The organism is Methylobacterium oryzihabitans (assembly GCF_004004555.2).
Lineage (GTDB): Bacteria > Pseudomonadota > Alphaproteobacteria > Rhizobiales > Beijerinckiaceae > Methylobacterium > Methylobacterium oryzihabitans.
In genome coordinates, this window is the sequence record NZ_SACP01000001.1 from 520,383 (window position 1) to 544,219 (window position 23,837).

21 protein-coding genes are annotated in these 23,837 nt (G+C 72.5%); 7 read left to right on the forward strand and 14 right to left on the reverse strand.

The annotated features are described in order from the left end of the window. Nucleotides 1-47: 47 nt before the first annotated feature. Entirely contained in the window at nt 48-338 is a 291-nt protein-coding gene (locus tag EOE48_RS02430) for a BrnA antitoxin family protein (RefSeq protein ID WP_127727163.1), read from the reverse strand. Then, on the reverse strand, nt 335-583 hold the full coding sequence (locus tag EOE48_RS02435; RefSeq protein ID WP_127727164.1) for a BrnT family toxin: 249 nt from the start codon (nt 581-583) through the stop codon (nt 335-337). The genes EOE48_RS02430 and EOE48_RS02435 overlap by 4 nt, the downstream gene beginning before the upstream one ends. Before the next feature lie 121 nt (nt 584-704). On the opposite strand from EOE48_RS02435, the gene aroC reads away from it, so the two are divergent. The 5 genes from aroC (at nt 705) to EOE48_RS02460 (ending at nt 5,130) form a co-directional block, all read left to right on the forward strand. Next, nucleotides 705-1,823 (forward strand): chorismate synthase, encoded by a 1,119-nt coding sequence (gene aroC, locus EOE48_RS02440; RefSeq protein WP_127727165.1) that lies wholly within the window; start codon nt 705-707, stop codon nt 1,821-1,823. 269 nt (nt 1,824-2,092) lie between these two features. After that, nucleotides 2,093-3,178, forward strand: coding sequence for a 3,4-dihydroxy-2-butanone-4-phosphate synthase (ribB, locus tag EOE48_RS02445; RefSeq protein ID WP_127727211.1), 1,086 nt, complete (start codon nt 2,093-2,095; stop codon nt 3,176-3,178). 107 nt (nt 3,179-3,285) lie between these two features. Continuing rightward, on the forward strand, nt 3,286-4,404 hold the full coding sequence (locus EOE48_RS02450; protein ID WP_127727166.1) for an acyltransferase family protein: 1,119 nt from the start codon (nt 3,286-3,288) through the stop codon (nt 4,402-4,404). A gap of 82 nt (nt 4,405-4,486) precedes the next feature. Continuing rightward, a complete protein-coding gene (locus EOE48_RS02455; RefSeq protein WP_127727167.1) occupies nt 4,487-4,765 on the forward strand; it encodes a DUF4926 domain-containing protein in 279 nt (92 codons plus the stop codon). After that, a complete protein-coding gene (locus tag EOE48_RS02460) occupies nt 4,762-5,130 on the forward strand; it encodes a DUF6883 domain-containing protein (protein WP_127727168.1) in 369 nt (122 codons plus the stop codon). The genes EOE48_RS02455 and EOE48_RS02460 overlap by 4 nt, the downstream gene beginning before the upstream one ends. 97 nt (nt 5,131-5,227) lie before the next feature. Here EOE48_RS02460 and EOE48_RS02465 read toward each other — a convergent pair whose 3' ends face one another. Beyond that, the gene (locus tag EOE48_RS02465) at nt 5,228-6,100 is read right to left on the reverse strand and encodes a type 1 glutamine amidotransferase (RefSeq protein WP_127727169.1); all 873 of its coding nucleotides are present in this window, start codon (nt 6,098-6,100) and stop codon (nt 5,228-5,230) included. A 197-nt stretch (nt 6,101-6,297) separates the two neighbouring features. Between EOE48_RS02465 and EOE48_RS02470 the strand changes: the two genes are divergently transcribed. Next, nucleotides 6,298-8,448: a transglycosylase domain-containing protein gene (locus EOE48_RS02470; protein ID WP_127727170.1), complete on the forward strand. Its 2,151-nt coding sequence runs from the start codon at nt 6,298-6,300 to the stop codon at nt 8,446-8,448. Nucleotides 8,449-8,504: 56 nt separating this feature from the next. After that, nucleotides 8,505-9,296, forward strand: coding sequence for an aldolase (locus EOE48_RS02475; protein ID WP_127727171.1), 792 nt, complete (start codon nt 8,505-8,507; stop codon nt 9,294-9,296). 142 nt (nt 9,297-9,438) lie between these two features. On the opposite strand, the gene EOE48_RS02480 is transcribed toward EOE48_RS02475, so the two are convergent. The 11 genes from EOE48_RS02480 to EOE48_RS02530 form a co-directional block, all read right to left on the reverse strand. After that, nucleotides 9,439-11,187 carry an ABC transporter ATP-binding protein gene (locus tag EOE48_RS02480; protein WP_127727172.1) on the reverse strand — a complete coding sequence of 583 codons (1,749 nt, stop codon included), beginning with the start codon at nt 11,185-11,187 and terminating at the stop codon, nt 9,439-9,441. Next, the gene (gene fhuF / locus EOE48_RS02485; RefSeq protein WP_246153900.1) at nt 11,181-11,951 is read right to left on the reverse strand and encodes a siderophore-iron reductase FhuF; all 771 of its coding nucleotides are present in this window, start codon (nt 11,949-11,951) and stop codon (nt 11,181-11,183) included. The genes EOE48_RS02480 and fhuF overlap by 7 nt, the downstream gene beginning before the upstream one ends. Next, nucleotides 11,948-13,189: an MFS transporter gene (locus EOE48_RS02490; protein ID WP_127727173.1), complete on the reverse strand. Its 1,242-nt coding sequence runs from the start codon at nt 13,187-13,189 to the stop codon at nt 11,948-11,950. The genes fhuF and EOE48_RS02490 overlap by 4 nt, the downstream gene beginning before the upstream one ends. Beyond that, a complete protein-coding gene (locus EOE48_RS02495; RefSeq protein ID WP_127727174.1) occupies nt 13,183-15,435 on the reverse strand; it encodes a TonB-dependent siderophore receptor in 2,253 nt (750 codons plus the stop codon). The genes EOE48_RS02490 and EOE48_RS02495 overlap by 7 nt, the downstream gene beginning before the upstream one ends. Before the next feature lie 724 nt (nt 15,436-16,159). Next, nucleotides 16,160-18,559: a hybrid sensor histidine kinase/response regulator gene (locus tag EOE48_RS02500; protein ID WP_127727175.1), complete on the reverse strand. Its 2,400-nt coding sequence runs from the start codon at nt 18,557-18,559 to the stop codon at nt 16,160-16,162. 37 nt (nt 18,560-18,596) lie between these two features. After that, on the reverse strand, nt 18,597-19,232 hold the full coding sequence (locus tag EOE48_RS02505) for a chemotaxis protein CheX (protein WP_127727176.1): 636 nt from the start codon (nt 19,230-19,232) through the stop codon (nt 18,597-18,599). Then, entirely contained in the window at nt 19,229-19,612 is a 384-nt protein-coding gene (locus tag EOE48_RS02510; RefSeq protein WP_127727177.1) for a response regulator, read from the reverse strand. Before EOE48_RS02510 ends, EOE48_RS02505 begins: the two co-directional genes overlap by 4 nt. 83 nt (nt 19,613-19,695) lie before the next feature. After that, nucleotides 19,696-19,956 carry a hypothetical protein gene (locus EOE48_RS02515; protein ID WP_127727178.1) on the reverse strand — a complete coding sequence of 87 codons (261 nt, stop codon included), beginning with the start codon at nt 19,954-19,956 and terminating at the stop codon, nt 19,696-19,698. After that, complete coding sequence (locus EOE48_RS02520) at nt 19,953-21,905, reverse strand: chemotaxis protein CheA (RefSeq protein WP_127727179.1); 1,953 nt, start codon at nt 21,903-21,905, stop codon at nt 19,953-19,955. The genes EOE48_RS02515 and EOE48_RS02520 overlap by 4 nt, the downstream gene beginning before the upstream one ends. A gap of 390 nt (nt 21,906-22,295) precedes the next feature. After that, nucleotides 22,296-23,162: a CheR family methyltransferase gene (locus EOE48_RS02525; protein ID WP_127727180.1), complete on the reverse strand. Its 867-nt coding sequence runs from the start codon at nt 23,160-23,162 to the stop codon at nt 22,296-22,298. Next, nucleotides 23,159-23,837 (reverse strand): CheB methylesterase domain-containing protein (locus EOE48_RS02530; RefSeq protein ID WP_148239775.1); only part of this gene is annotated, 679 nt, incomplete at its 5' end. The genes EOE48_RS02525 and EOE48_RS02530, both read right to left, overlap by 4 nt.

Consider the following 23,837-nt stretch of genomic DNA (forward strand, 5'->3'; position numbering starts at 1 on the left):
TCGCAGGTTTTTCGCGCAAAAGCGGCAGCCACTTTTGCGAAACCTGCTCAGGCTGCGCTCTTCTCGACATAGGCCCGCAGCACGTCGTTGACGCGGCTCTGCCAGCCCTCGCCGGAGGCGCGCAGCTTCTCCAGCACGTCGGAATCGATACGGATCGAGATCGCCTCCTTGGTCTGGGCCGGGCCGCGCCTGCGGAGCGAGGCGGCGAGATCGGGAAACACCTCGGTGAACGGCTTGGCGGCTGCGACGTCCGCCTCCGTCCATTCGGGGTTGTCGGAGACTTCGTCCCAATCGACCTGCGTGTATCCGCGGCCGCCCTGAAAGCCCGGCTTCGTCATGGAATCAACCTCCGATCGTCCACCCTGGCAGGGCGCAGGCTGATGAGAGAGATGGCTTCTGATCCGAGGGGCCGGAAGACCACCGCGACAGGCAGGCCCTCGTGCCGGTTGAGGGCGAGGAAACGGCCGGAATGACTGGCCCTGACGACGGCCGAGAGAAAGAAGCCGGGATCGAGCCTGGCGAAATCGAGCCCATGCTTGTCGAGATTGGCCAATCGCTTCGGCTCATCCCACACGATCACCATGAACCTGTATATACAGGTATCCCGAAAATCCGGCAACGACCGGGGCCGCGCCTTCCCCCTGGCGCCCGATCCGCGCGTCGCGCTGGCCCTTCGGCCCGCCGCGCGCTAGACGGGCGCGGTCATGTCGCACAACAGCTTCGGCCATCTCTTCCGCGTCACCACCTTCGGCGAGAGCCACGGGCCGGCCCTCGGCTGCGTGGTCGACGGCTGTCCGCCGCGGATCCCGCTGGAGGCCGCCGAGATCCAGGCCGAGCTCGACCGGCGCCGGCCGGGCCAGTCGCGCTTCACCACCCAGCGCCAGGAGCCGGACGCGGTCCGCATCCTGTCGGGCGTGTTCGCCGACGACCGCACCGGCGGGCGCCAGCTCACCACGGGCACGCCGATCGCCCTGATGATCGACAACGTCGACCAGCGCTCGAAGGACTATTCCGAGATCCGCGACGCCTACCGGCCGGGCCACGCCGACTACGCCTACGACGCCAAATACGGCATCCGCGACTACCGCGGCGGCGGGCGCTCCTCGGCGCGCGAGACCGCGGCCCGGGTCGCCGCCGGGGCGATCGCCCGCAAGGTGCTGCCGGCGGGCGTGGTCATCCGCGGCGCCCTGGTCCAGCTCGGGCCGCACGCGATCGACCGCGCCCGCTTCGACTGGGACGAGGTGCACAACAACCCGTTCTTCTGCCCCGACCCGGTCGCTGCGGAGCGGTGGGCGGAGATCCTCGACGGCGTGCGCAAGGCCGGCTCGTCGCTCGGCGCGGTGATCGAGGTGGTGGCCGAGGGCGTGCCGCCGGGCCTCGGCGCCCCGGTCTACGGCAAGCTCGACGCGGATCTCGCCGCCGCCATGATGTCGATCAACGCCGTCAAGGGCGTCGAGATCGGCGACGGCTTCGCGGCGGCGGCCCTGACCGGCGAGGACAATGCCGACGAGATGCGCCCGGGCAACCAGGGCGGGCCGGTCTTCCTCGCCAACCACGCCGGCGGGGTGCTCGGCGGCATCTCGACCGGGCAGCCGCTGGTCTGCCGCTTCGCGGTCAAGCCGACCTCCTCGATTCTGACGCCGCGGGCCAGCGTGACCCGCGACAACCAGCCGGCCGACGTGCGCACCAGGGGCCGCCACGATCCCTGCGTCGGCATCCGGGCGGTGCCGGTCGGCGAGGCGATGATGGCCTGCGTGCTCGCCGACCACTATCTGCGCCATCGCGGACAGGTCGGGGAACCGGCGCCGTTTCAGTCCTGGTGAAATCGACGATGATTTCAGTTTGACCGAAACGCCAGTGGCCTTATGACGGGGCGGTGAAACTCGGCGACTGGCTCCGGCACCAGGGCGTGTCCCGAATCGACTTCGCGCGCCGCTGCGGGTTGTCCCCGGCGGCGGTGACGGGTCTGTGCAACAGCGAGCGCCCGTGGCCGTCGCGGGAGACCGCCGCGCTTGTGCTGCGCGAGACCGGCGGCGCCGTGACGCCCAACGACTTTCTGGGGCTCGCCCGGCCCCCGCGGCAGGAGATGCCCGTGCCCCACGATTCCGTGATCGAGACCCTCGACGCCTTCGCCCGCGGCGAGATCGTCGTCGTCACCGACGACGACGACCGCGAGAACGAAGGCGACCTCGTCGTCGCCGCCTCGCTGTGCACGCCCGAGAAGATGGCGTTCATCATCCGCAACACCTGCGGCATCGTCTGCGCCCCGGTGACCAGCGGCGAGGCCAAGCGCCTGCGGCTCGAACCGATGGTGGCCTCGAACGACGCGCCGCTCGGCACCGCTTTCACGGTCACGGTCGACGTCAAGCATGGCCTGACCACCGGCATCTCGGCCGAGCAGCGCTGCAACACCGTGCGGGCGCTCGCCAACGGCAACATGGGGGCGGGCGATTTCGTGCGCCCCGGCCACGTCTTCCCGCTCATCGCCCGCGACGGCGGCGTGCTGATGCGCTCGGGCCATACCGAGGCGGCGGTCGACCTGTGCCGGCTCGCCAAGCTGCCGCCGGTCGGCGTGATCTGCGAACTCGCCAACGACGATGGCACGGTGATGAAGGGGCCGCAGATCGCCGCCTTCGCCCAGACCCACGGCCTGCGCCAGATCTCGGTCGCCGACCTCATCGCCTACCGGCAGGCGCGGGAGAAGCTGGTCGAGCGGGTCGCCACCTTCCCGGTCAAGTCCGAGTGCGGCGCGATGACCGGCTACGCCTACACCACCCCGTTCGAGCCGATGCAGCAATTCGCCTTCGTGTTCGGCCGCATCGGCGACGGGCGCGACGTGCCGGTGCGGCTGCACCGCTCCAACGTCGTCGCCGACGTGATCGAGGGCGGGCGGGCGGTCGAGACGGTGATGCGCCGCTTCGCCAAGGAGGGCCGCGGCGTGCTGGTGTATCTGCGCGACGGCACCGCCGGGGTGCCGCTGTCGCACGTGCCCGACGCCGAGACCGACGGCGCCGAGGCCCAGCGGGTGCGCCAGTGGCGCGAGATCGGCCTCGGCGCCCAGATCCTGCGCGACCTCGGCGTGGTCTCGATCCGCAACCTCACCACCTCCTCGCGCGCCTATGTCGGCCTGTCGGGCTTCGGCATCGAGCTGATCGCCGACGAGCCGCTGGAGGGATAACGCGGGGGAATGGCGCGATCCGGTCGAATCGCCGCCATCGTGCCCACCGGACCTTTACCTCTCCCGGCTATCGCCGGGGGAGCGGGCCCGCCCGCGGGAGGCCCGCCATGATCGCACGCCCGAGCCCCGACCCCGCCCTGTCCGTGCGGCCCGACGATCCGGTCCGTCCGGCGGGCGGGCGGCTCGACTGGGTCGACGTCGCCAAGGGGATCTGCATCATCCTGGTGGTGATGATGCACTCGACCCTCGGCACCGGCGAGGCGATGGGCGGCGAGGGCTTCCTGCACGAGGTCGTGGCCTTCGCCAAACCGTTCCGGATCCCGGACTTCTTCCTGCTGTCGGGCCTGTTCGTCGGCCGGGTGGTCGACCGCGACTGGCGCCTGTTCGCCGACCGGCGCGTCGTGCACTTCGCCTACTTCTACCTGCTGTGGCTGGTGATCCAGTCGGCGGTGAAGTATGGGCCGATCACCGGCGGCGGCGGGCCCGGCGTCTTCCTCGCCCATCTCGCCCACGGCCTGATCGAGCCGTACTCGACCCTGTGGTTCATCTACCTGCTGGCGGTGTTCTCGGTCGCGACCAAGCTGCTGCGCCGGCTGCCCTGGCCGGTGCTGCTCGGCGGGGCCGCCCTGCTCCAGGTCGCATCGATCGAGACCGGTTCGCTGCTCGTCGACGAGTTCTGCGCCCGTTTCGTCTACTTCGTCGGCGGATACCTGTTCGCGTCCCGGATCTTCGCGCTGGCGGCGGCCGCCCGCTCCCGGGTTCTGCTCGCCCTCGCCGGCCTCGCCGCCTGGGCGCTGGTCAACGGCGCCCTGGCGCTGACCCCGACCGCGCTCCCGCGCTTCCCGACCCTCGCCAGCCTGCCGGGGGTCAGCCTCGTCCTCGGGGCCGCCGGGGCGCTCGCCATCGTGACGGCCGCCGCCCTGCTGACCCGGGTCGGCGGTCCGGTGACGGCGCGCCTGCGCGCCTGCGGCGAGCGCTCGATCGTGATCTACCTCGCGTTCTTCCTGCCGATGGCGGCGACCCGGACCGTGCTGGCGAAGACCGGCCTCGTGCCCGATATCGGCCTCGCCTCGGTGCTGGTCACGACGGCGGCGGTGCTGGTGCCGCTCGCCCTGGAGCGCGTCGTGCGCCACACCCCGGCCAACCTGCTGTTCCGCCGGCCCGCGGCGCTGCACCTCGCCGGGGTGCGGCCGGGGGTGGGGGGCGCGGTGGCCCGCCCCGCCTGAAGGGAGTGCGCCGGGTCGTCGGCTCCGCTCGTTCCCGGCTTGGGGAGTTGCAGCGGACGCCAAAGGATGTAGCTTCCCGGACATGGCCGATCGCCTGCTCACGGTTGTCGCTTCAACGCCTCCGCACCCCGTTGCTCGGGACGGGGATGCACCGCATCGGATCCGGGAACTCGATCGCGTCGAATTGCTGGCCGGTGTTCTCGGAGACGAGGAGGTGGCGGTTCCGGCAGGGGCGGTCGGGACCGTGGTCTCGGTGTGGGCCGAAGGCGCGGCTTTCGAGGTCGAGTTCACCCAGCCGGTGGATGCACTCGCCACGGTGGACGCGGGACTGCTGAGGGTCGTGGAGCGCGCTCCGGCTTGACCGCCGCGCATCCCTATCCTTCCGCCTTCACGATCCCGGAATCGAAGATCGCGGGCTACCTGCTCAATCTGAACAGTGTGGATGGGGCGGCGAAGGCTGGGCTTCTCATGCGCTTCGGCTTTTCGCCCGATCGGCCTCTCGAATTGATGGATGCGCTTGGACGACATCCGTCTCCGTCGTCCTGGGTCGCGGCTTTCGAGACCCCTTACGGGATCAAGCATTATTTCGAGGGCCCCCTCTCCAGTCCGGGCGGTCGCACCCTCCGTATCCGGAGCGTCTGGCAGGTCGATGGCGATGCCAAGGGCGGCACGGCGAGGTTCGTCACCCTTCGTCCGCTGCCCCGTCCGGCTGAAGAGCGAAGGTAGCGGCGCTGCGTTCGCGGAGCCGAATCGGGGTTCCGCCTCCCGGCAGCCCATCTCTGCGCGCCTCCTCCGGCGCGGCCGAGTGGGGCGCGCTCCGGCTTCACATTCCAACGGCCCTCGTACCCACCAGCCCACCGAGGAAATTGCCGATCTCCCGCCGGCGCCGCGTCGCGTCCAGCACCTCGCGGCCGAGGCCGCGGCGTTCGGCGCGGGCCGGGTCGGGGCCGCGCGCCAGGGCATCGAGATCGTCCGCCTCGGCCTCGACCGCCGCCCGGTCCGGTTGCAGGCCGGCCGCCACGACCTCGTCGGCGCTCAGCCGCAGCAGCGTCGCGAGATCGTCGAGGTCGAGTTCGGGATGGTATTGCGTGCCCCAGAACGTGCCGGCGCCGAACCGCAGGGCGAGGGCCTGCACGTCGAGGCGGTCGTTGGCGGCGAGCACGGCGGCGTCGGGCGGCAGGGCGGTCACCGCGTCGCAATGGATCGCCGGCGCGTCGTAGCGCGCCGGGCGGCCGGCGAGGAACGGATGCGCCGCCCCCGCGGCGGTGAGCGCGAGGCCGCGGGCGAGGCCGTATTCGGGTCCGCGCGGGCTCTCCCCGACCGAGCCGCCCGCCACCGCGACCGCGACGTGCAGGCCCCAGCACGAGCCGAGCACCGGCAGCCCAGCCTCCAGAGCCGTCCGCATCAGCGCGACCTGCCGCATCACCTCGGGGGTTGCGTCGCGGATCTGCAGGGTCGAGCCGGTGAAGATCAGGCCGTCATAGGCGTCGAGCCCGCCCGGCGGCAGGTCCGCCTCGGCATCGGCCGGGGCGAGGCAGTGGCAGGCCGTGCCCGGCGCGAGATCCGCGATCACCGCGGCGAAGCTCTCGGCCGAGCTGCGCCCGCGGGCGGCGCGGTGGCGGGCGCGGCCCGCGCGGTCGTTGCCGTCTGCAATCAGGAGGTGCAGGACGGGCGAGGTCTCGGGAAGGTTGCTCATGAGACGAGCGGAACGCGGGCTGACCTGCGCCGTTCCGGCCTGCGGCGCCGGGGCGCATGATTCGCTCCGCACCCGCGCCCGAAGGGCGTAAGTCAAGGCGAGGTCTTGCGAATTCGGCGGTTAAGAGCCCTTAAACCCGCCTCATTTAGCGTCTCTTCACGATCCGGCGCCCGATCCGGGCGAAGGATTGCGAGGCGATGGCGAAGGGACGCGAGCGCGGCGGGCGGGTCGAGCCGAGATTCGACGGCGGAGAGCGCCCGGATCCCGCGACGCTCGACCTGCGCCTGTCGCGCGGCGAGCGTGCGGGGGGCGAGGTGGCGAAGGCGGGCAGATCCTCGGGCGCATCGCCGAAGCGAGCGACCAAGCCGGCGCGGCGCCGACGCTCGGTCCTCGGGCGCCTCGCCTACGGCACCGTCGTGCTCGGCCTGTGGGCCCTCGTGGCGGTCGCGGGCCTCGTCGCCTACCACGCCTCGCAACTGCCGCCGATCGACCAGCTCGCGGTGCCCAAGCGCCCGCCCAACATCGCGATCCTGGCGAGCGACGGCTCGCTGCTCGCCAACCGCGGCGAGACCGGCGGCCGCACGGTGAGCATCAAGGAATTGCCGCCCTATCTGCCGCGGGCCTTCGTGGCGATCGAGGACCGGCGCTTCTACGGCCATTTCGGCATCGACCCGATCGGCATCGCCCGCGCCATCGGCCAGAACCTGACCCGCCGCGGCGTCGCCCAGGGCGGCTCGACCCTGACCCAGCAGCTCGCCAAGAACCTCTTTCTGACCCAGGAGCGCACCGCCTCGCGCAAGATCCAGGAGGCGATCCTGGCGCTGTGGCTGGAGCACACCTACACCAAGGACGAGATCCTCGAACTCTACCTCAACCGGGTCTATTTCGGCGCCGGCGCCTACGGCGTCGAGGCGGCTGCGCAGCGCTACTTCGCCAAGCCCGCCAAGAACGTGACGCTGGCCGAGGCGGCGATGCTCGGCGGCCTCGTCCAGGCGCCGTCGCGGCTGGCGCCCAACCGCAACCTGCCGGCCGCGCAGGCCCGGGCCGCCCAGGTGCTGGCGGCGATGCAGGAACTCGGCTTCGCCAAGACCGGCGACGTGCAGGTCGCGCTGGCGAGCCCGGCCAAGCCGGCGCGAGCGGCCAATGGCGGCTCGGCGAACTACGTCGCCGACCTCGTGATGGACGTGCTCGACGACTTCGTCGGCACGATCGAGACCGACATCGCGGTCCAGACCACCGTCGACACGAAACTTCAGGGCTTCGCCGAGCGGGCGCTGGTGGACGAGCTGACCCAGAAGGGCCAGCGGTTCGCCGTCGGCCAGGGCGCGCTGGTGTCGATGAAGCCGGACGGGGCGATCCGGGCGCTGATCGGCGGGCGCGACTACGCCCTGAGCCAGTTCAACCGCGCCACCACCGCCAAGCGCCAGCCGGGCTCGTCGTTCAAGCCGTTCGTCTACCTCACGGCGATCGAGCGCGGCCTCACCCCCGACACGGTGCGGGAGGACGCGCCGCTCTCGATCAAGGGCTGGAGCCCGGAGAACTACACCCGCTCCTATTCCGGCCCCGTGACCTTGCGCGATGCGCTGGCCCATTCGCTCAACACCGTGGCGGTGCGCCTCGGCATGGAGGTCGGCCCGAAGGCGGTGGTGCAGACCGCCCAGCGCCTCGGCATCGCCTCGCCGCTCCAGGCCAACGCCTCGATCGCGCTCGGCACCTCGGAGGTGACGCCGATGGAGCTGGTCGGCGCCTACGCGGCCTTCGCCAACGGCGGCACCGGGGTGATCCCCTACGTCATCAGCAGCGTGAAGACGGTCGCCGGCAAGGTGATCTACAAGCGCAATCCCGGCGGGCTCGGCCGGGTCATCGACCCGAACGCCGTCGGGATGATGAACGCGATGATGCACGAGGTCTTCGTCAGCGGCACGGCCAAGAAGGGCGACATCCCCGGCTGGGAGCTCGCCGGCAAGACCGGCACCAGCCAGGATTTTCGCGATGCGTGGTTCGTCGGCTTCTCCGGCACCCTCGTCACCGGGGTCTGGCTCGGCAACGACGACGGCGAATCGACCAAGCGCGTCACCGGCGGCAACCTGCCGCTGGAGGTGTGGGACCGCTTCATGACCGAGGCGCTGAAGGCCGACAAGCCGGTCGCCCTGCCGGGCGCCGCCCGCTGGCGCCGCGGCCCGGCCGCGGTCGCCTCGGCCTCGGCCGAGCCGCCGAGCCTCGGCACCCTGATCGACGGGCTCATCAACGGCGACGCTGCGCCCTCCCCTCCCCGCCCGGCGCCGCGGCGCGGGCCGAGCCCGGAGGACCGCAACTTCCTGGAGAAGCTTTTCGGCATCGGCGAGTAGCGGCGGCGTGCCCCTGGGGCTAGCCTCGCGGACACGATCCGCGACGCGAGACCCCCATGGCGCATTCCCTCGGCCACCGCCCCGGCACCGCCGCCGGACCGAACCAGCCGGATCTCGACGGAGACGAGGTCCGCCGGGCGCGCGAGGATCTCGCCGCCTGCTTCCGCATGGCGGCCCGCCTCGGCTTCGAGGAGGGGATCTGCAACCACTTCTCGGCGATGGTGCCGGGCTACGACGACCTCTTCCTCGTCAACCCCTACGGCTACGCCTTCCGCGAACTCACCGCCTCGAAGCTGCTGGTCTGCGATCTCCACGGCAACGTCGTGGCGGGCGAGGGCGCGCCGGAGGCGACGGCGTTCTACATCCACGCCCGCATCCACAAGGCGGTGCCGCGCGCCCGGGTCGCGTTCCACACCCACATGCCCTACGCCACCGCTCTCACCATGACCGAGGGCGAGCCGCTGATCTTCGCCGGGCAGACGGCGCTGAAGTTCTACGGCCGCACCGCCTTCGACCGCGACTACAACGGGCTCGCCCTCGACGAGCGCGAGGGCGACCGCATCGCCGGCACGGTGGGCGAGGCCGACATCGTGTTCATGAAGCACCACGGGGTGATGGTGCTGGCCCCGACGATCGCGGAGGCGTGGGACGACCTGTACTACCTCGAGCGCGCCGCCCAGGTGCAGGTGCTCGCCCTCTCGACCGGCCGCCCGGTGATCCCGGTGCCGACAGCGATCGCTGAGGCCGCCGCGCGCCAGATGCGCGAGGGCGACCCGGAATCGGCCCGCCTGCACCTGCTCAGCCTGCGCCGGACCCTCGACGCCGAGGAGCCGGCGTACCGGGAGTGATACCGTTTCCGGTCGCTCATACCAATGGCCCAAGATGCTGACGCATCGGACCATTGATCCATCTCGAATTTTCGATGCCAAGCCAAAGGCTTGACGAAAATTCGAGAACGGAACCAAAGGTCGTTTTCAACGACCGTTGGTATCACTCCGCCGCGACGATCCCCGGCTCCGGCCGGATGTCGAGGGACTGGGCGAGGTGGAGGCGCCGGTAGGCGCCGCCGGCGGCGAGCAGGTCCTCGTGGCGGCCCTCCTCCAGGATGCCGCCCTCGGCCACCACGACGATGCGGTCGGCGTGGCGGATCGTGGCGAGGCGGTGGGCGATGACGAGGGTGGTGCGGCCCTCGGCGAGTTCGGTGAGCGCGAGGTGAATCTCGCGCTCGGTCTCGGCGTCGAGGGCCGAGGTCGCCTCGTCGAGGATCAGGATCGGCGGGTTCTTCAGGAAGATTCTCGCGATGGCGAGGCGCTGCTTCTGCCCGCCCGACAGCTTGACGCCGCGCTCGCCGATCACCGTGTCGAGGCCTTCCGGCAGCGCGTCGATGAGGGCGCCGAGCCGGGCGCGGCGGGCGGCCTCGCGGATCTCGTCCTCGCCGGCATCCAGGCGGCCATACGCGATGTTCTCCCGGATCGTGCCGGCGAACAGGAACACGTCCTGCTGCACGATGCCGATCTGGCCGCGGAGCGACGCGAGGGTGACGTCGCGGATGTCGAGCCCGTCGATCGCGATGCGGCCGCGATCGACGTCGTAGAAGCGCGGCACCAGCGAGCACAGGGTGGTCTTGCCGGCGCCCGAGGGCCCGACGAAGGCCACCGTCTCGCCGGCCCGCACCGCGAGGTCGATCCCCGACAGGACCGGCCGGTCGGGCTCGTAGCCGAAGCCGACGCCCTCGAACCGGATCTCGCCGCGCAGCGGCGGGGCCGGGACGGCGCCCGGGCGGTCGACGATGTCGGGCTCGATGGCCAGCAGCGCCTGGAAGCGGCGGAAGCCGGCGACGCCGCGCGGATAGGTCTCCATCACCGCGCCGATCTTCTCCAGCGGGCGGTAGAACACGCCGACGAGGAGCAGGAAGCCGACGAAGCCGCCGGGCGACAGGTCGCCCCGGACCACGAAGGCGGCGCCGCCGAGCAGCACGACGATCTGGACCAGCCGCAGGCCGAGATAGCTCAGGGTCTGGCCCGCCGCCATGATGCGGTAGGCGTCGAGCTTGGTCTCGCGGTAGAGCTGGTTGTCGCGGGCGAACAGCCGCCGCTCGTGCGCCTCGTTGGCGAACGCCTTCACTACCCGGATGCCGCCGACATTCTCCTCGATTCGGGCGTTGAAGTCGCCGACCCGGCCGTACTGCGCCTGCCAGTTGCGGGTCATGCGCCCGCCGTAGCGCAGCGTCACCACCGCGATCAGCGGCACGATCACGGCGGTCATCAGGGCGAGCGGCGGGTGGACCCAGAACATCAGCGCGAAGGCGCCGACCAGCGTCATCACGGCGATGAACAGGTCCTCGGGGCCGTGATGGGCGACCTCGCCGATCTCCTCCAGGTCGCGGGTGACCCGGGCGACGAGGTGGCCGGTCTTCTGGCCGTCGTAGAACCGGAACGACAGCTTCTGGAGATGGTCGAAGGCGCGCCGGCGCATCTCGGTCTCGATGTTGATGCCGAGCACGTGACCCCAGTAGGTCACCACCACCATCAGCCCGGCGCTGAGGGCGTAGGCGACGGCGAGCCCGGCGGCGGCGACCAGGATCAGGCCCCAGTCCTGGCGCGGCAGCAGCACGTCGACGAACGCCTTCACGGCCATCGGGAAGCCGAGTTCGAGCAGGCCGGCGAGCACCGCGCAGCCGAAATCGACCAGAAAGAGGGTCCGGTGCGGCCGGTAATAGGCGAGGAAGGCCTTCAGCATGGCGTTTCGGTCTGGGGTTGGGCGGGGCCGGGGTCGGCGGGGCAAAGGGCGCCGCAGGAGGGGACGCCCGGCAGGCGGTAGCGCAGGCAGCAGACCCGCCGCGGGCGGCCGGGACCCCGGAAGGTGCGCGCCAGCGGGCAGTCCGGCGCGGCGGCGCAGGGAGACCGGTCCGATGAGTGCGAGTCCGACGAGTGCCGGCCGAGCAGCGCGGCGACCTCCGCCGCCGGGCCGGGCAGGACTGGGCCGGAGGCGGCGAGTTCGCTCACCGTGACGTCGAGCATCACCCCGGCATTGCCCCACAGGGCGCGGGGCGAGATCCCGGTCGCGGCGGCGCACAGGCCGATGAACGGGTCGAGGTGGTCGTCGACGAGGCCCGCGAAGCCGCCCCGCGCCGGGGCCTCGGCGGGCAACACGAAGCGCGCGAGGGCGTGGGCGCCGTCGAGCTCGAACGCCACCGCGTCGAGGGCGACCGGCAGGGCCCGGCCGAGGCAGACCAGCGCGGTGGCGGACGGGATGACCAGGGCGGCGAGCCAGGTCTGCGACCACAGCGACACCAGCGAGCGACGGTCGGGCGGCGCGCCCTCCGGGGCGTAAGCAGCACCGAAGCCGGCCAGGATGCGGTCGAGGCGGGCGGGGTCGCGCAGGCAGGCGGCCGGGCAGGCGTCCGCGCCGCAGGGGCCGACCGCGACCCGGGTGCCGTAGGTCGCCAGCGACGGCGGCAGCCGCGCCGCGACGGCCTCGGTCAGGGTCCGTGCGCCGGTCACGCCGCGCCCGCCTTCCGGTCGGCGGCGAGCGTGCGGGCGATCGCCCGGCGCAGGACCGCGAAGGCGAGAGCGTAGGCGACGACCGCGACGACGAAATAGGCTGGCCAGCCGAGCGCGCCGGCGAGCGCCGGGGCGGCGACCCGCACCGGCATCGCGGCGAAGAATGCCGCGCCGAACAGCAGCGCGTAATCGGTGGCGGGCAGCGGGCCCTGCGCCCAGCGGTAGATCATGGCGAAGACCGGTACACCGAGACCGCCGCCGCAGACGAGGCCGAACAGAGTCGCGGCGACCGCCAGCGGCACCGACCCGGCGAGGCTCGCCGCCGCCATCGCGCCGCCGGCCGCGGCGGCGCCGATGGCCGAGACGGTGATGAGCGGCACGGTGCCGAAGCGGCGCACGAGGGCGCCCGACAGCGCCGCCATCACGAGGCCGATCAGCGGCGAGGCGGTGCCGGTGACGAGGCCGACCTGCGCCAGCGGCAGGCCGAGATCGAGCAGGGCGAGGTTGTTGAAGCCACCGAGCAGCGACAGGGCGGCGAAGTAGCCGCCGAGGACGGCGATCCGGCTGGCCAGCGCCCGCAGGCGCCCGAAGCGCGCGGTTCCGGGCGCGGCGGAATCGGCCGGCCGCGCCCGGCGCAGCCGCGCCTCCGGGTAGCGCAGGACCGGCAGCAGGCAGGCGAGGTTGAGGCCGGCGACGACGAGCAGGGCGGCGTGCCAGCCGAGGACGTCGTAGCGCGCCACCAGCACGCCGGCGCCGAGGATGCCGCCGAGGGAGGCGCCGCAGAACTTCGCCGCCGCGACGTCGGTCCGGCTCTGCGCCGGCACGGTCTCGACCACCAGGGCCTCGAGGGCGACGTCCATGGTGGCGACGCACAGGCTCGTCGCCACCGCGAGCCCGAACAGGGCGGAAAGCGGCCAGCGCTCGCCGGCGCTCAGCAGCACCAGCAGGGCGATGCCCGCCGCCTGCATGACCGCGATCCAGCCGATGCGGTGCGGCAGGCCGGGCAGGCGGACACGATCGACCACCACCGCCCACAGGAAGGTGAGCCCGACCGGCAGGTTGATGAGCTGGAGCAGGCCGACCTGCGCCAGCTCGATCCCCCGCACCCGCAGGATCAGCGGCGCGCCGGACGCCAGGAAGCCCAGCGTGGTCCCGAACGTGACGGCAAGGCAGAAGAACGGGACCAGCGGCCCGAGCCGGGCGGGGGCCGCCCGGGCCGGGAGCGACCAGCCTACCACTTGTAGCTGAGGCTCGCGGTGACCCGGCGCTCCTCGCCGTAGAAGCAGGCGGTGACCGACTGGCAGGCCGAGACGAAGCGCTTGTCGAGCAGGTTGGCGACGTTGATCGCCGCGCGCCAGTTGTTGCGGCTGTAATGGACCACCGCGTCGAACAGCACCCGCTCCGGCACCGTCAGGGTGTTGGACACGTCGGCGAAGGAGCGGCCGACGTAGCGGGCGCCGCCGCCGAAGCCGAACCCGGCCCAGTCCCCGGTCGGGATGGTGTAGTCGGCGAAGACCGAGGCGAGGGTCTCGGGCACGTTGGTCGGGGTCCGGCCGATCGTGCCGATGTCGCCCCGGACGATCTCCAGGTTGTAGGTCGTGAACGAGCCGATAACGTTGAGGTCCGGGGTGACGGCGGCGACGAGCTGCGCCTCGAACCCGCGCGAGCGGGTCTCGCCGAGCTGAAGCTGGTTGAGGAGGTTGGTCGGATCGACCGTCAGGGTGTTGGCCAGCGCGAGGTCGAAGGCGGCGAGCGTCAGGACCGCGTTGGCGCCCGGGATCTCGTACTTGACGCCGACCTCGTACTGGTCGCCGGTCGTCGGCTTGAACGGCTGGCTGAAGAAGTTGGTGCCGACCTGCGGGTTGAAGAAGCTCGCGTAGCTGACGTAGGGCGCCAGCCCGAAGTCGAAGTTGTAGATCAGCCCGACGCGGCTGGTGAAGGCGTTGGCGGATTGCCGCGTCGTGGTGCTGGCCAGCCGGTTGTTGACCTCGTTCGAGGTGAAGTCGCCGCGGCCAGACAGGACCAGGGTCAGCTCGGGCGTGACCTTGATCTGGTCCTGGAGGTAGACGCCGAGCTGCTGGAACACGTCGTAGTTGACGAGGTAGGGCGCGACCGGGACCGAGGGCGCGTTGTAGTTCGGCGCCAGGATGTTGAACGGCGCGACGGTCTGGGCACCGAAGCCGCCGGTGGCGTTGTTGTCGTTGAGCTGGAAGTTCTTGTAGTCCAGGCCCATCAGCACGGTGTGGCCGAACAGGCCGTCGCTGAAGCGGGCCACCGCCTGGTTGTCGACGTTGAACAGGCCGGCGCGCGAGGTGGCGCGGAAGCGGTAGCGCGAGATCTGGGTCTGGTTCGCGTCGGCGTAGCCGAGGCCCGACAGCCCGAACAGGCCGCCGAGGAACGCGTCGTCGAGCGATTCGGTGTAGGCGTAGCGCAGGTTCTGCCGGAAGGTCCAGGTCTCGTCGAAGACGTGCTCGAACTCGTAGCCGACGTTGAACTGGGTACGCCGGTAGGTGTTGTTGCCCGGGTCCGAGACGTTGTCGCGGCGCGGGATGCGCAGGCCGAGCACCGTCGGCCGCACCGTGCCGTAATAGGGCAGGAAGGCGTTCAGGCGGCCGGTATCGTCGTACTGGACGCTCGACAGGAAGGTGAAGGTGGTGGCGCCGTCCGGCCTGTAGGTGAAGGTCGGGGCGATGTAGCCGCGGTTCTCGTCGAGGCCGTCGACCTGGGTGCCGCCCTGACGGCCGATGCCGGTCAGGCGGTAGAACCAGTGGCCCTCCTTGTCGGCCGGGCCGTTGAGGTCGAAGGCGAGGTACTTCTGGCCGAACGAGCCGCCGCCGGCCTCGACATAGTTGAACGGCTCGGTCGTCGGCTTCTTGCTGATGAGGTTGACGATGCCGCCGGGGCCGCCCTGGCCGAACAGCACCGCGGCCGGGCCGCGCAGCACGTCGATGCGCTCCAGCGCGAACGGGTCGACCTTGTAGGTCGCGAAGCCGTAGTTGAAGAGCTGCAGCCCGTCCCGGTACAGGCCGGTGTCGTTGGTGTTGAAGCCGCGGATCAGGAAGAAGTCGACCCGCGGATCGGGCCCGAAGGTGTTGCCGAAGGCGCCGGCCGAGTAGTTGAGGATGTCGGCGACCTGCTGCGGCTTGATCGTGTCGATCTGCTCGCGGCTGATGACCGTCACCGATTGCGGGGTCTCGATCAGCGGGGTGTCGGTCTTGGTCGAGGTCAGGGTGCGCTTGGCGACGTAGCCGTCGACCGGGCCGCGCGGATCCTCGCGGCGGACCACGACTCCGCCCGCCCCGCCGCGACCCTGTCCGGCGACGTCGATCTCCTCGAGCTGGATCGTGCCGCCGGCGGCCCCGGCCCGCGGCGGCGTCGCCTCCTGGGCGAGCGCCGGCAGGCCGAGGCCCGCCAGCGGGAGCCCGCCGAGCAGGACGGTGCGCAGCCCCCTGCGCAGGTTCGTGGCGCGATGACGTGCACGCATACTTCAACCCTCGGCCCAAGCGTCTCCGCGGCCTCGGGCAGATCTGCCGGGCCGGGCGATGGCGCTGTTTAGAATGACACTAAACTATTGTTCCCACTGGATTTTTTCTATCACATCCGGTGCGGGGCGCCAGGGCCGGCATCCGCCGCAGATCAGACACCGAACGTCCGTGGCAGATTCGTCACGGCGCTCGCAGCCGGACCTTACTAGGCCGAACTTGCCGTTTGCCGGAGAGGCCTTGATGATCGTCCGAGTTGGCAAGTCATACGACGGATGTGGTGCAGATATCGCCCTGTCCAAGCCATCGACGCCGCGACCGACGCGCACACGATCCGATGGTCCGCCGAACGGGCCTCTGGGGCAGGGGCGACCGGGTGGGAGCGAGCGGCGTTGCCCGAGGTCCGCGGGCGCTGAGGATGCCGGCCCTGGGCCTCCGATTGTCGACGGATCGCTCGGCGATCCCTGCGAGATCGCTCGGCGATCCCTGCGGGATCGCTTCAGGCGACCGCAGGAATCGCTGGAGCACGTCACGATCGCGCTGCCATCGCGAAGCTTCTCGAGGTCTTCGATCTTGCCGCATTGTCTCGACGAACCGGCATCCACTTCGTCGGAAAATGCTGTGGCGCGATGCGGAACTCGACTCCGCTCAGGTGCGCGCAGAGCTTTGCTCTGCGCCGCGCGGGCTGATGAGACGGAATCCGGAAGCAATCTTCCGGATTCCGTCTCACCCCTCGATGATCGACCGGATCTTGGTCGCGAGGCCCTCGACCGGGAACGGCTTGGTGATCATCGGCATGCCGGGGCCGAGATGGCCGTTGCCGAAGGCGGCGTTCTCGGCGTAGCCGGTCATGAACAGCACCTTGAGGCCGGGCCGGAGCGCGAGGCCCATCTCGGCGAGCTGGCGGCCGTTGAGGCCCGGCAGCCCGACATCGGTGACCAGCAGGTCGAGATGGGCGTCCGATTGCAGGCAGCGCAGGCCCGCGGCGCCGTCCGCGGCCTCCAGGGTGCGGTAGCCGAGTTCGTGCAGCACCTCGACCACCAGGGTGCGGACGGTGGGGTCGTCCTCGACCACCAGGACGGTCTCGCCGCGCTCGGCCCGCGGCGCGGCGCCCCGGACCTCGACCGGCTCCTCGATCACGCCGCGGTAGCGCGGCAGGTAGAGCTTCACCGTCGTGCCCTGGCCGGCCTCGGAATAGATCTTGACGTTGCCCTCGGACTGCTTGGCGAAGCCGTAGATCATCGACAGGCCGAGCCCGGTGCCCTGGCCCAGCGGCTTGGTGGTGAAGAACGGATCGAAGGCGCGGGCGATCACCTCCGGCGGCATGCCGGTGCCGGTGTCGGTCACGCCCAGGCACACGTACTGCCCGGCGCGCAGGCCGATCTCGCGGGCGGCGTAGGCGTCGTCGAGATGGGCGTTGGCGGTCTCGATCGTCAGCCGCCCGCCGTCGGGCATCGCGTCGCGGGCGTTGATCGCGAGGTTGAGGACCGCGTTCTCGAGCTGGTTGGGGTCGCACAGGGTCAGCCACAGGCCGCCGGCCACCACCACCTCCAGGTGGACGCGCTCGCCGAGGGTGCGGCGCAGCAGGTCGTCCATCGAGCCGACGAGGCGGTTGACCTCGACGGGCCGCGCCTCGAGCGGCTGGCGGCGGGAGAAGGCGAGCAGCCGGTGGGTGAGCGCCGCCGCGCGCTGGGCCGAGGACATCGCGAGGCCGGCATAGCGGCCGAGATTCTCGATCCGGCCCTCGTCGATGCGGGTCTGCATCAGGTCGAGGGCGCCGACGATGCCGGTGAGGAGGTTGTTGAAGTCGTGGGCGATGCCGCCGGTGAGCTGGCCCACCGCCTCCATCTTCTGCGACTGGCGCAGTTGCTCCTCGGCCTCCTCGCGCTCGGCGATCGCCTCGCGCACCCGCTGCTCCAGCGTCTCGTTGAGCTCGCGCAGGGCGACCTCGGAGCGCTTGGTCGCGGTCACGTCGTAGATCACCCCGACATGGCGCAGGCCGGCGGCGTCGTTGTCGCGGATCGCCTCGCCGCGCCGGGCGAGCCAGCGCACCTCGCTGGTGTCGGCGAGGTTCACCCGCATCTCGGCGTAGGGCAGCTCGCCGGCCTCGCGCGAGCCCGGGTCGAGGAGCGGCGGGTCGCCCTCCGTCACCAGGGCGTTGACCGCGCTGACCGCCAGCGTCCCGGTCGGCACGATGCCGAGCAGGTTGCAGTATTGCGGCGACACCGAGACCGTGGCGAAGCCCGGCACGTACTCGAAGCTGCCGACGCGCCCGGCGGTCTGGGCGATGCGCAGCCGCTCCTCGATCCGCTTCTGCTCGGTGATGTCGACCAGCACCCCGGTGAAGCGCACCGGCCTCTCGTCGTCGCCGTAGAGGCACCGGCCGCGGGCATGGACCCAGCGCACCGCGCCGTCGGCGGTCTGGATGCGGTATTCCTTGTCGAAGACCTCGGCCCCGTTGAGGATGCCGCTGACGGCGAGCCGGATGCGGGTCCGGTCGAGGGGATGGATCCCGGCGAAGAACGATCCCGGCGGGATGCCCGCCTCGGGCACCGGGCGGGCGAGGCCGTTGAGGATCGCGAAGCGCTCGTCGACGTGCAGCCGCGTCCCGCCGATGTCCCAGTCCCAGGTTCCGGCGACGCCCGCGGCCGAGAGCGTCAGGGCGAGCTGGCGCTGGGCGTGGTCGGCGTCGCGGGCCCGCGACACGTCGAGCAGCGAGGCGAAGAAGTTGATGATCCGGCCGTGCTCGTCGTGGACCGGGCACAGGAACAGGTCGTTCCAGAACGGGGTGCCGTCCCGGCGGTAGTTCAGCAGCGTCGTGCGGATCTCCCGCCCCGCCGCCACCGCGGCGCGGATCGCCGCGACGGAGGCCGGATCGGTTCCGGGGCCCTGGAGATAGCGGCAGTTGCGGCCGAGCACCTCGTCGGCGGCGTAGCCCGTGAGGGCGAGGAAGGCCGGGTTGACGAACACGACCGGGTTGTCGGGCAGGCTGGGATCGGTGACGATCATCGGCTGGCGCGTGCGCTCCAGCACGGTGCCGAACGGCCCGGAATGCCGGCGCAGGGCCGCGACCGCCCGCGCCACGGCCTCGGCCGGGAGGCGCGCGCCCTCGTCGGACCCCGTCATGCCGGTGCGCCCCGCGGCCGGACGGGCGTCGCCGCCGTCATTCGCCGAGGTCGCCGACCGACCGGACGACGAACTCGTCGATCAGGCCCTTGAGGGTCTCGAGGGCGGGCAGGTCCATCAGCATCGCGATGTAGCCGCGGATGTCGCGCTCGCGCACCGAGAAGTTGATGTAGAGGAACAGCACCAGCGCGTCGTCGCCGGTGCCGGGCCGGAACACCCGCGCGCCGTCGCCGCGGATCACCTCCGGCAGCGACACGGTCAGGGTGCGCTGGAGCATGTTGGCGATGGTGGCGAGGCAGGCGTTCAGGATGATGTTGCCGGTCTCGGTGAGCGCCTCGTCCTCGAGTTCCGCGACCTCGTCCGGCGACAGCTCGGCGCCGGCGACGGCGCGCACCAGTTCGCGGCTGGTCTCGACCGGGAAGATCAGCAGGGCCTGCCCCGCGAAGGCGCCCTCGAAGGCCTGCTGGACCACGACGAGATCGGACGCCTCGCGCTCGCCGATCAGCCGCGCGGCGGCGGCGCGCGACACGATCTCGATCGACGGCACCGAGAGCAGCACCTGCACGCCGATCATCTTGCGCAGGCTCGCCGCCGCCCGGCTGACGCCGATGTTCACCAGTTCGGTGAAGGCGTCCTGCTGCAGCTCGCTCAGGTCGAGCGTGCCGGAGGTCATCGGGCGCCCCGGCGCAGCCGCAGCGCGGCCCCCGACACGAAGCCGGCGAGCGTCTCCTCGGTGAGGGGCTTGGGCAGGAAGGTCGCGTCGACGCTGCGGGCGCGGGCCACGACCTCGTCCTGGATGTTGGCCGAGATCACCGCGATCGGCAGGTCCGGCCGCGCCGCCCGCAGGTCGGCGGCGAGGTCGAGCCCGTCGCGGCCCGGCATGTTGTAGTCGAGGAGCGCGACGTCGATCGGGTGCTCCCCGGCGAGCGCGAGCGCCGCCTCCGCGTTCGCCGCCTCGACCACCTGCCAGTCCGGCTTGAGCTGGCGTAGCAGCCGGCCGGCGACGAGGCGGGCGAGCTTGCTGTCGTCGACGATGAGGACGGTGACGGACATGAGGACGGATCGGATCCCGGAACAGGCGAAGGTGGGGTGGACGCTCCCGGCGTTATGCGTCTCCGGCTACGCTGCGTGAAGAGCTAATCGACGGCACCGTCCGGGGTTCCTTGCTTGGCAAGACTGCCGAGCCAGCGGGCGACGAACGGATCGCCGCAGGGCCCGGGCAGGGGCGGCGCCAGCCGCAGCAGCACCTGGACCACCGCGGTGTGCAGGCGCCCGCAGGCGGTCCAATCGACGGGCAGGCCCGGCTCGGCGAGGAGCAGTGCGGCGAGCGTCTCGGCATCCTCGACCGGGCAGGCGCCGTCGAGGACGATCCGGTCCGGTTCCCGGCGCACGCTCATCGCTCCCCCTCTTCCAGTGCCGAGGGGTCGAGCACCACTAGCACGCGGCCGTCGCCCAGCACCGTCGTGCCGGCGACGTCCGGCAGGGCGGCGAGGAGGCCGGAGGGCGGGCGCACGGCGGTGTCGAGATGGCCGCGGACCCGCTCGACCTCGACCGCGATCCCCCCGGCGAGGACCACGAGGGTCGCGTCGGCGGCCGGCGCCCCGGCCGGGAGGCCGAGGCGCGCGGCGAGCCCGATCACCGGCACGGTGCGCCCGCGCAGGATCGTGGCCCGCCCGGAGCCGAGCGCGCTCAGCCGGTCGCGGGCGACCCGCACGATCCCGGTCACCGCCTCGATCGGCAGGCCGTAGGTCTCGCCGCCCGCCTCCACCAGCAGCAGGCGGCTCAGCGCCACCGTCGGCGGCAGGACGAGGCGGAACGTGGTGCCGGCTCCGGCCCGGGTCTCGACCGCGACGCGGCCGCCGAGGCGGGCCAGGGCCGTCCGCACCGCGTCGAGCCCGACCCCGCGGCCGGACAGGTCGCCCACCCGCTCGGCGGTCGAGAAGCCCGGGGCGAAGATCAGGTCGAGGAGCGCGGCCTCGTCCATCGCGGCCAGTCGCTCGGGCGGCAGCAGGCCGCGCTCCCGCGCCCGCCGGCGGACCCGCTCGGGGTCGATGCCGCGGCCGTCGTCGGCGACCGAGACCGTGATCGTGCCGCCCCGGCGCTCGGCGGTCAGGGCGATCCGCCCGGCCTCCGGCTTGCCGGCGCGCCGCCGCTCGCCGGCCGGCTCGATGCCGTGGTCGACGGCGTTGCGGATCACGTGCAGCAGCGGCTCGAACAGGCCCTCGACCACGGCACGGTCGGCCCCGGTCCCGCCGCCGGCGGTGGTCAGCGCCACCTCCTTGCCGAGGCCGCGGGCGATCTCGCGCACCGGCCGGGCGAAGCGGCGGAAGATCCGCTCCAGGGGCAGCAGCCGCAGGGCGCCGACCTCGCGGTGCAGCGCGCCGGCGAGGCGGCCGAGGCGGGCATCGGTCTCGCGCAGCGCCCGGGCGAAGCCGGCCTCGGCCCCCGCCTCGCCGGCGCGGGCGGCGAGATGCGCCAGCCCGTTGCGGGCGACCACCAACTCGCCGACCAGGGCCGCGAGGTCGTCGATGCGGGCGGCGTCCACCCGCAGGGAGCGCGGGGCGGCGGCCGGCTCGCCCGCGGGCTCGTCGGAGGGCGCTGCCGCGGAGGCCGCCGGCAGGGTGACGATCGTCGCCTGATCGCGCACGAGGCGGAAGACCTCGTCGACCGCCTCGCGGGAATCGGTGGTCAGCAGGGTGACGACGAGGTTGCAGGCGAAGACGTCGGCGAGGTCGGGCGCCGGCCACGGCTCGGCCGGGGCGAGGTCGAGCGCGGTCAGGCCCGGCAGGCGGCGCACCAGCCCGAGGGGGTCGTCGCCGGCGAAGAAGCAGTCGGCGCGCGGCCGGTAGCGCACCGCGACGCGGGCGAGGCCGGCCGCGGCGTCGCCGGACGCGGCGGCGAAGGCGGTGGCCCAGTCCGGGACCGGTCCGGCCTCCGGCGCGCTCGCCGGTCCCGGCTCGGGCGGCGCGGAGGGCCCGCCGTGGCGGGCGACGAGGCGCGCCGCCTCCCCGGAGAAGCCCGCGGGCAGGTCGCCGCTCCCGGCGATCGCCTCAGTGCAGCGGGCGACCGCGTCGAGGGTTTCCAGGCACAGGTCGATCAGGCCGGGATCGACCGCCCGCGCGCCGGCGCGCGCCGCCGACAGGCTTTCCTCGGCGGCGTGCAGCACGGCGAGCAGCGGCGGCCAGTCGAACAGGCCGACCGATCCCTTGAGGGTGTGGAAGCCGCGAAATACCCGGTTCACCGCCGCGCCGTCGCCGGGGGCGGCCTCCAGCGCCAGCAGGTCGTCGGTGGCGGCCTGGATCAGCTCGCGCGCCTCGGCGACGAAGGGCTCGACGAGGTCGTTCACGGGCGGGCTCCAGCGGGCGGGCGCCGCGGGGCGGGGCGAGGGAGGATGTTCGGCCGGCCGCTACCGAGGCCCCGCGCGCCGGCCCTCTCCCCTCTGCGTAGGGCTGTCCGGGGAAAAGCAGTGGCGCGTCTCCCCTCTCCCGAGTGGGAGAGGGGCCGGGGGATCGAAGATCCCGCGTGAGGGTGGCTCGGGTTCAGGATGAAGCACTTGGCGTCGAGCCGCGCAGCTCGACGGTTCAGGGTCGTTGCGGAACCGTCTCCACCCTCACCCCTACCCCTCTCCCACTCGGGAGAGGGGATCCCGCGTTTGATTTTACAAGGAATTTTCCCCGGACAGCCGTGCGCAGAGGGGGGTGGGTTCGCGTCGGTTCTCGTCGTCGAACGGCCGCACTCAGACATCCTCGCCCTCCGGCGGCCGCTGGTAGACGACGGCGTCGGCGAAGCGGCGGACGCGGAAGCGCGGGGAGATCCGGGCCATCGACTCGCTGTGGCCGAGGCACAGGAAGCCGCCCGGCCGCAGGCAGTCGTAGAGGTGGTCGGCCGCGACCCGGCGGGAGGCGTCGTCGAAGTAGATCAGCACGTTGCGGCAGAACACGACGTCGAAGGCGCCCTCGGCCCGCATCGCGGCGGCGTCCATCAGGTTGCAGGGCGCGAACCGCACCGAGCCGCGCAGCGGCCCGATCAGGCGCCAACCCGCGCCGAGGGCCGCCGCCTCGCGCACGAAGTAGCGGGCGACGAGGTCGGGGGGCAGCCGTGTCAGGGCCCGCGCGCCGTAGAGTCCGGCCTGCGCCGCCGCGAGCGCCCGGGTGTCGATGTCCGACCCGACGATCTCGATCTCGTGGCGGTCGACCGACGCCCAGTGCTCCAGCAGCCAGATCGCGATCGAGTACGGCTCCTCGCCGGTGGAGCACGGCAGCGACCAGATCCGCAGCGGCGCCCCGGCCGGACGGCCGGCGACGACGCGGTCCATCAGCTCCGCGGTGAGGCAGCGCAACTGGTAGGCCTCGCGGAAGAAGTAGGTCTCGTTGACCGTGATGGCGTTGACGAGCTCCTCCGCCTCGCCGCCGGGCCCGGCCCGCAGATGCGCGAAATAGGCCGCGAACGAGCGCGAGTCGGTCGCCGCCATCCGCTCGGCGAGGCGCCGGTCGATGGCGGAGCGCCGGGCCGGCGCGAGCGGGATGCCGGTGCGGCGATAGACGAAGTCGCGCAGGCGCGCGAAATCCGCGTCGGTGACCGGCTCCGGCAGGGCGGGCCTCACGGGATCAGCCCCGCGAGTTCGGCCGCGATGGCGTCGAGGGGCACGACCCGCCCGGCGCCCCCGGCCCGGACCAGCTCGCCCGGCATGCCCCACACCACCGCGGTCTCCTCGGCCTCCGCGACGGTGCGCCCGCCGCGCCGGTGCAGGTCCGTCATGGCGGCGGCGCCGTCGCGGCCCATGCCGGTCATCAGCACGCCGACGAGCCGGGACGGCGGCAGGAGGTCGAGGGCCGAGGCGACGAGGCGGTCGACGCTCGGGTGCCAGGGATGGTCGGGATGGGCGGGCGCCGGGGCGGCGACGAGCCCGGCCGGGCGGCGGGCGACGATCACGTCAGCGTCGCCCTGCCCGAGATAGACGTGGCCCCGCGCCAGCGGCATCGGGCGCGAGACCTCGGCCACCGTCAGGGCGCACAGCCCGTCGAGGCGCCGCGCCAGCGAGGCGGTGAAGCGGGCCGGCATGTGCTGGGCGACCACGACCGGCCAGGGGAAGTCCGCCGGCAGCCCACCGAGCAGCGCCTCCAGGGCCGGCGGCCCGCCGGTCGAGGTGCCGACGAGGACGAGGCCCGCAACCTCGCCGGCGGCCGGTGCCGGCGCGGGCGGCCGGGCCGGACGCGCGATGGCGGCGGGGCGCGGGCGCGGCCGCGCCCGGGCGGCGGCCCCGCCCGGGCGCCGGCAC

Bases quoted from the DNA above. Each gene is read 5' to 3' on its own strand.
- EOE48_RS02430 (WP_127727163.1), bottom strand. From the start codon at position 338: ATGACGAAGCCGGGCTTTCAGGGCGGCCGCGGATACACGCAGGTCGAT.
- EOE48_RS02435 (WP_127727164.1), bottom strand. From the start codon at position 583: ATGGTGATCGTGTGGGATGAGCCGAAGCGATTGGCCAATCTCGACAAG.
- aroC (WP_127727165.1), top strand. From the start codon at position 705: ATGTCGCACAACAGCTTCGGCCATCTCTTCCGCGTCACCACCTTCGGC.
- EOE48_RS02450 (WP_127727166.1), top strand. From the start codon at position 3,286: ATGATCGCACGCCCGAGCCCCGACCCCGCCCTGTCCGTGCGGCCCGAC.
- EOE48_RS02455 (WP_127727167.1), top strand. From the start codon at position 4,487: ATGGCCGATCGCCTGCTCACGGTTGTCGCTTCAACGCCTCCGCACCCC.
- EOE48_RS02465 (WP_127727169.1), bottom strand. From the start codon at position 6,100: ATGAGCAACCTTCCCGAGACCTCGCCCGTCCTGCACCTCCTGATTGCA.
- EOE48_RS02470 (WP_127727170.1), top strand. From the start codon at position 6,298: ATGGCGAAGGGACGCGAGCGCGGCGGGCGGGTCGAGCCGAGATTCGAC.
- EOE48_RS02475 (WP_127727171.1), top strand. From the start codon at position 8,505: ATGGCGCATTCCCTCGGCCACCGCCCCGGCACCGCCGCCGGACCGAAC.
- EOE48_RS02480 (WP_127727172.1), bottom strand. From the start codon at position 11,187: ATGCTGAAGGCCTTCCTCGCCTATTACCGGCCGCACCGGACCCTCTTT.
- EOE48_RS02495 (WP_127727174.1), bottom strand. From the start codon at position 15,435: ATGCGTGCACGTCATCGCGCCACGAACCTGCGCAGGGGGCTGCGCACC.
- EOE48_RS02500 (WP_127727175.1), bottom strand. From the start codon at position 18,559: ATGACGGGGTCCGACGAGGGCGCGCGCCTCCCGGCCGAGGCCGTGGCG.
- EOE48_RS02505 (WP_127727176.1), bottom strand. From the start codon at position 19,232: ATGACCTCCGGCACGCTCGACCTGAGCGAGCTGCAGCAGGACGCCTTC.
- EOE48_RS02510 (WP_127727177.1), bottom strand. From the start codon at position 19,612: ATGTCCGTCACCGTCCTCATCGTCGACGACAGCAAGCTCGCCCGCCTC.
- EOE48_RS02515 (WP_127727178.1), bottom strand. From the start codon at position 19,956: ATGAGCGTGCGCCGGGAACCGGACCGGATCGTCCTCGACGGCGCCTGC.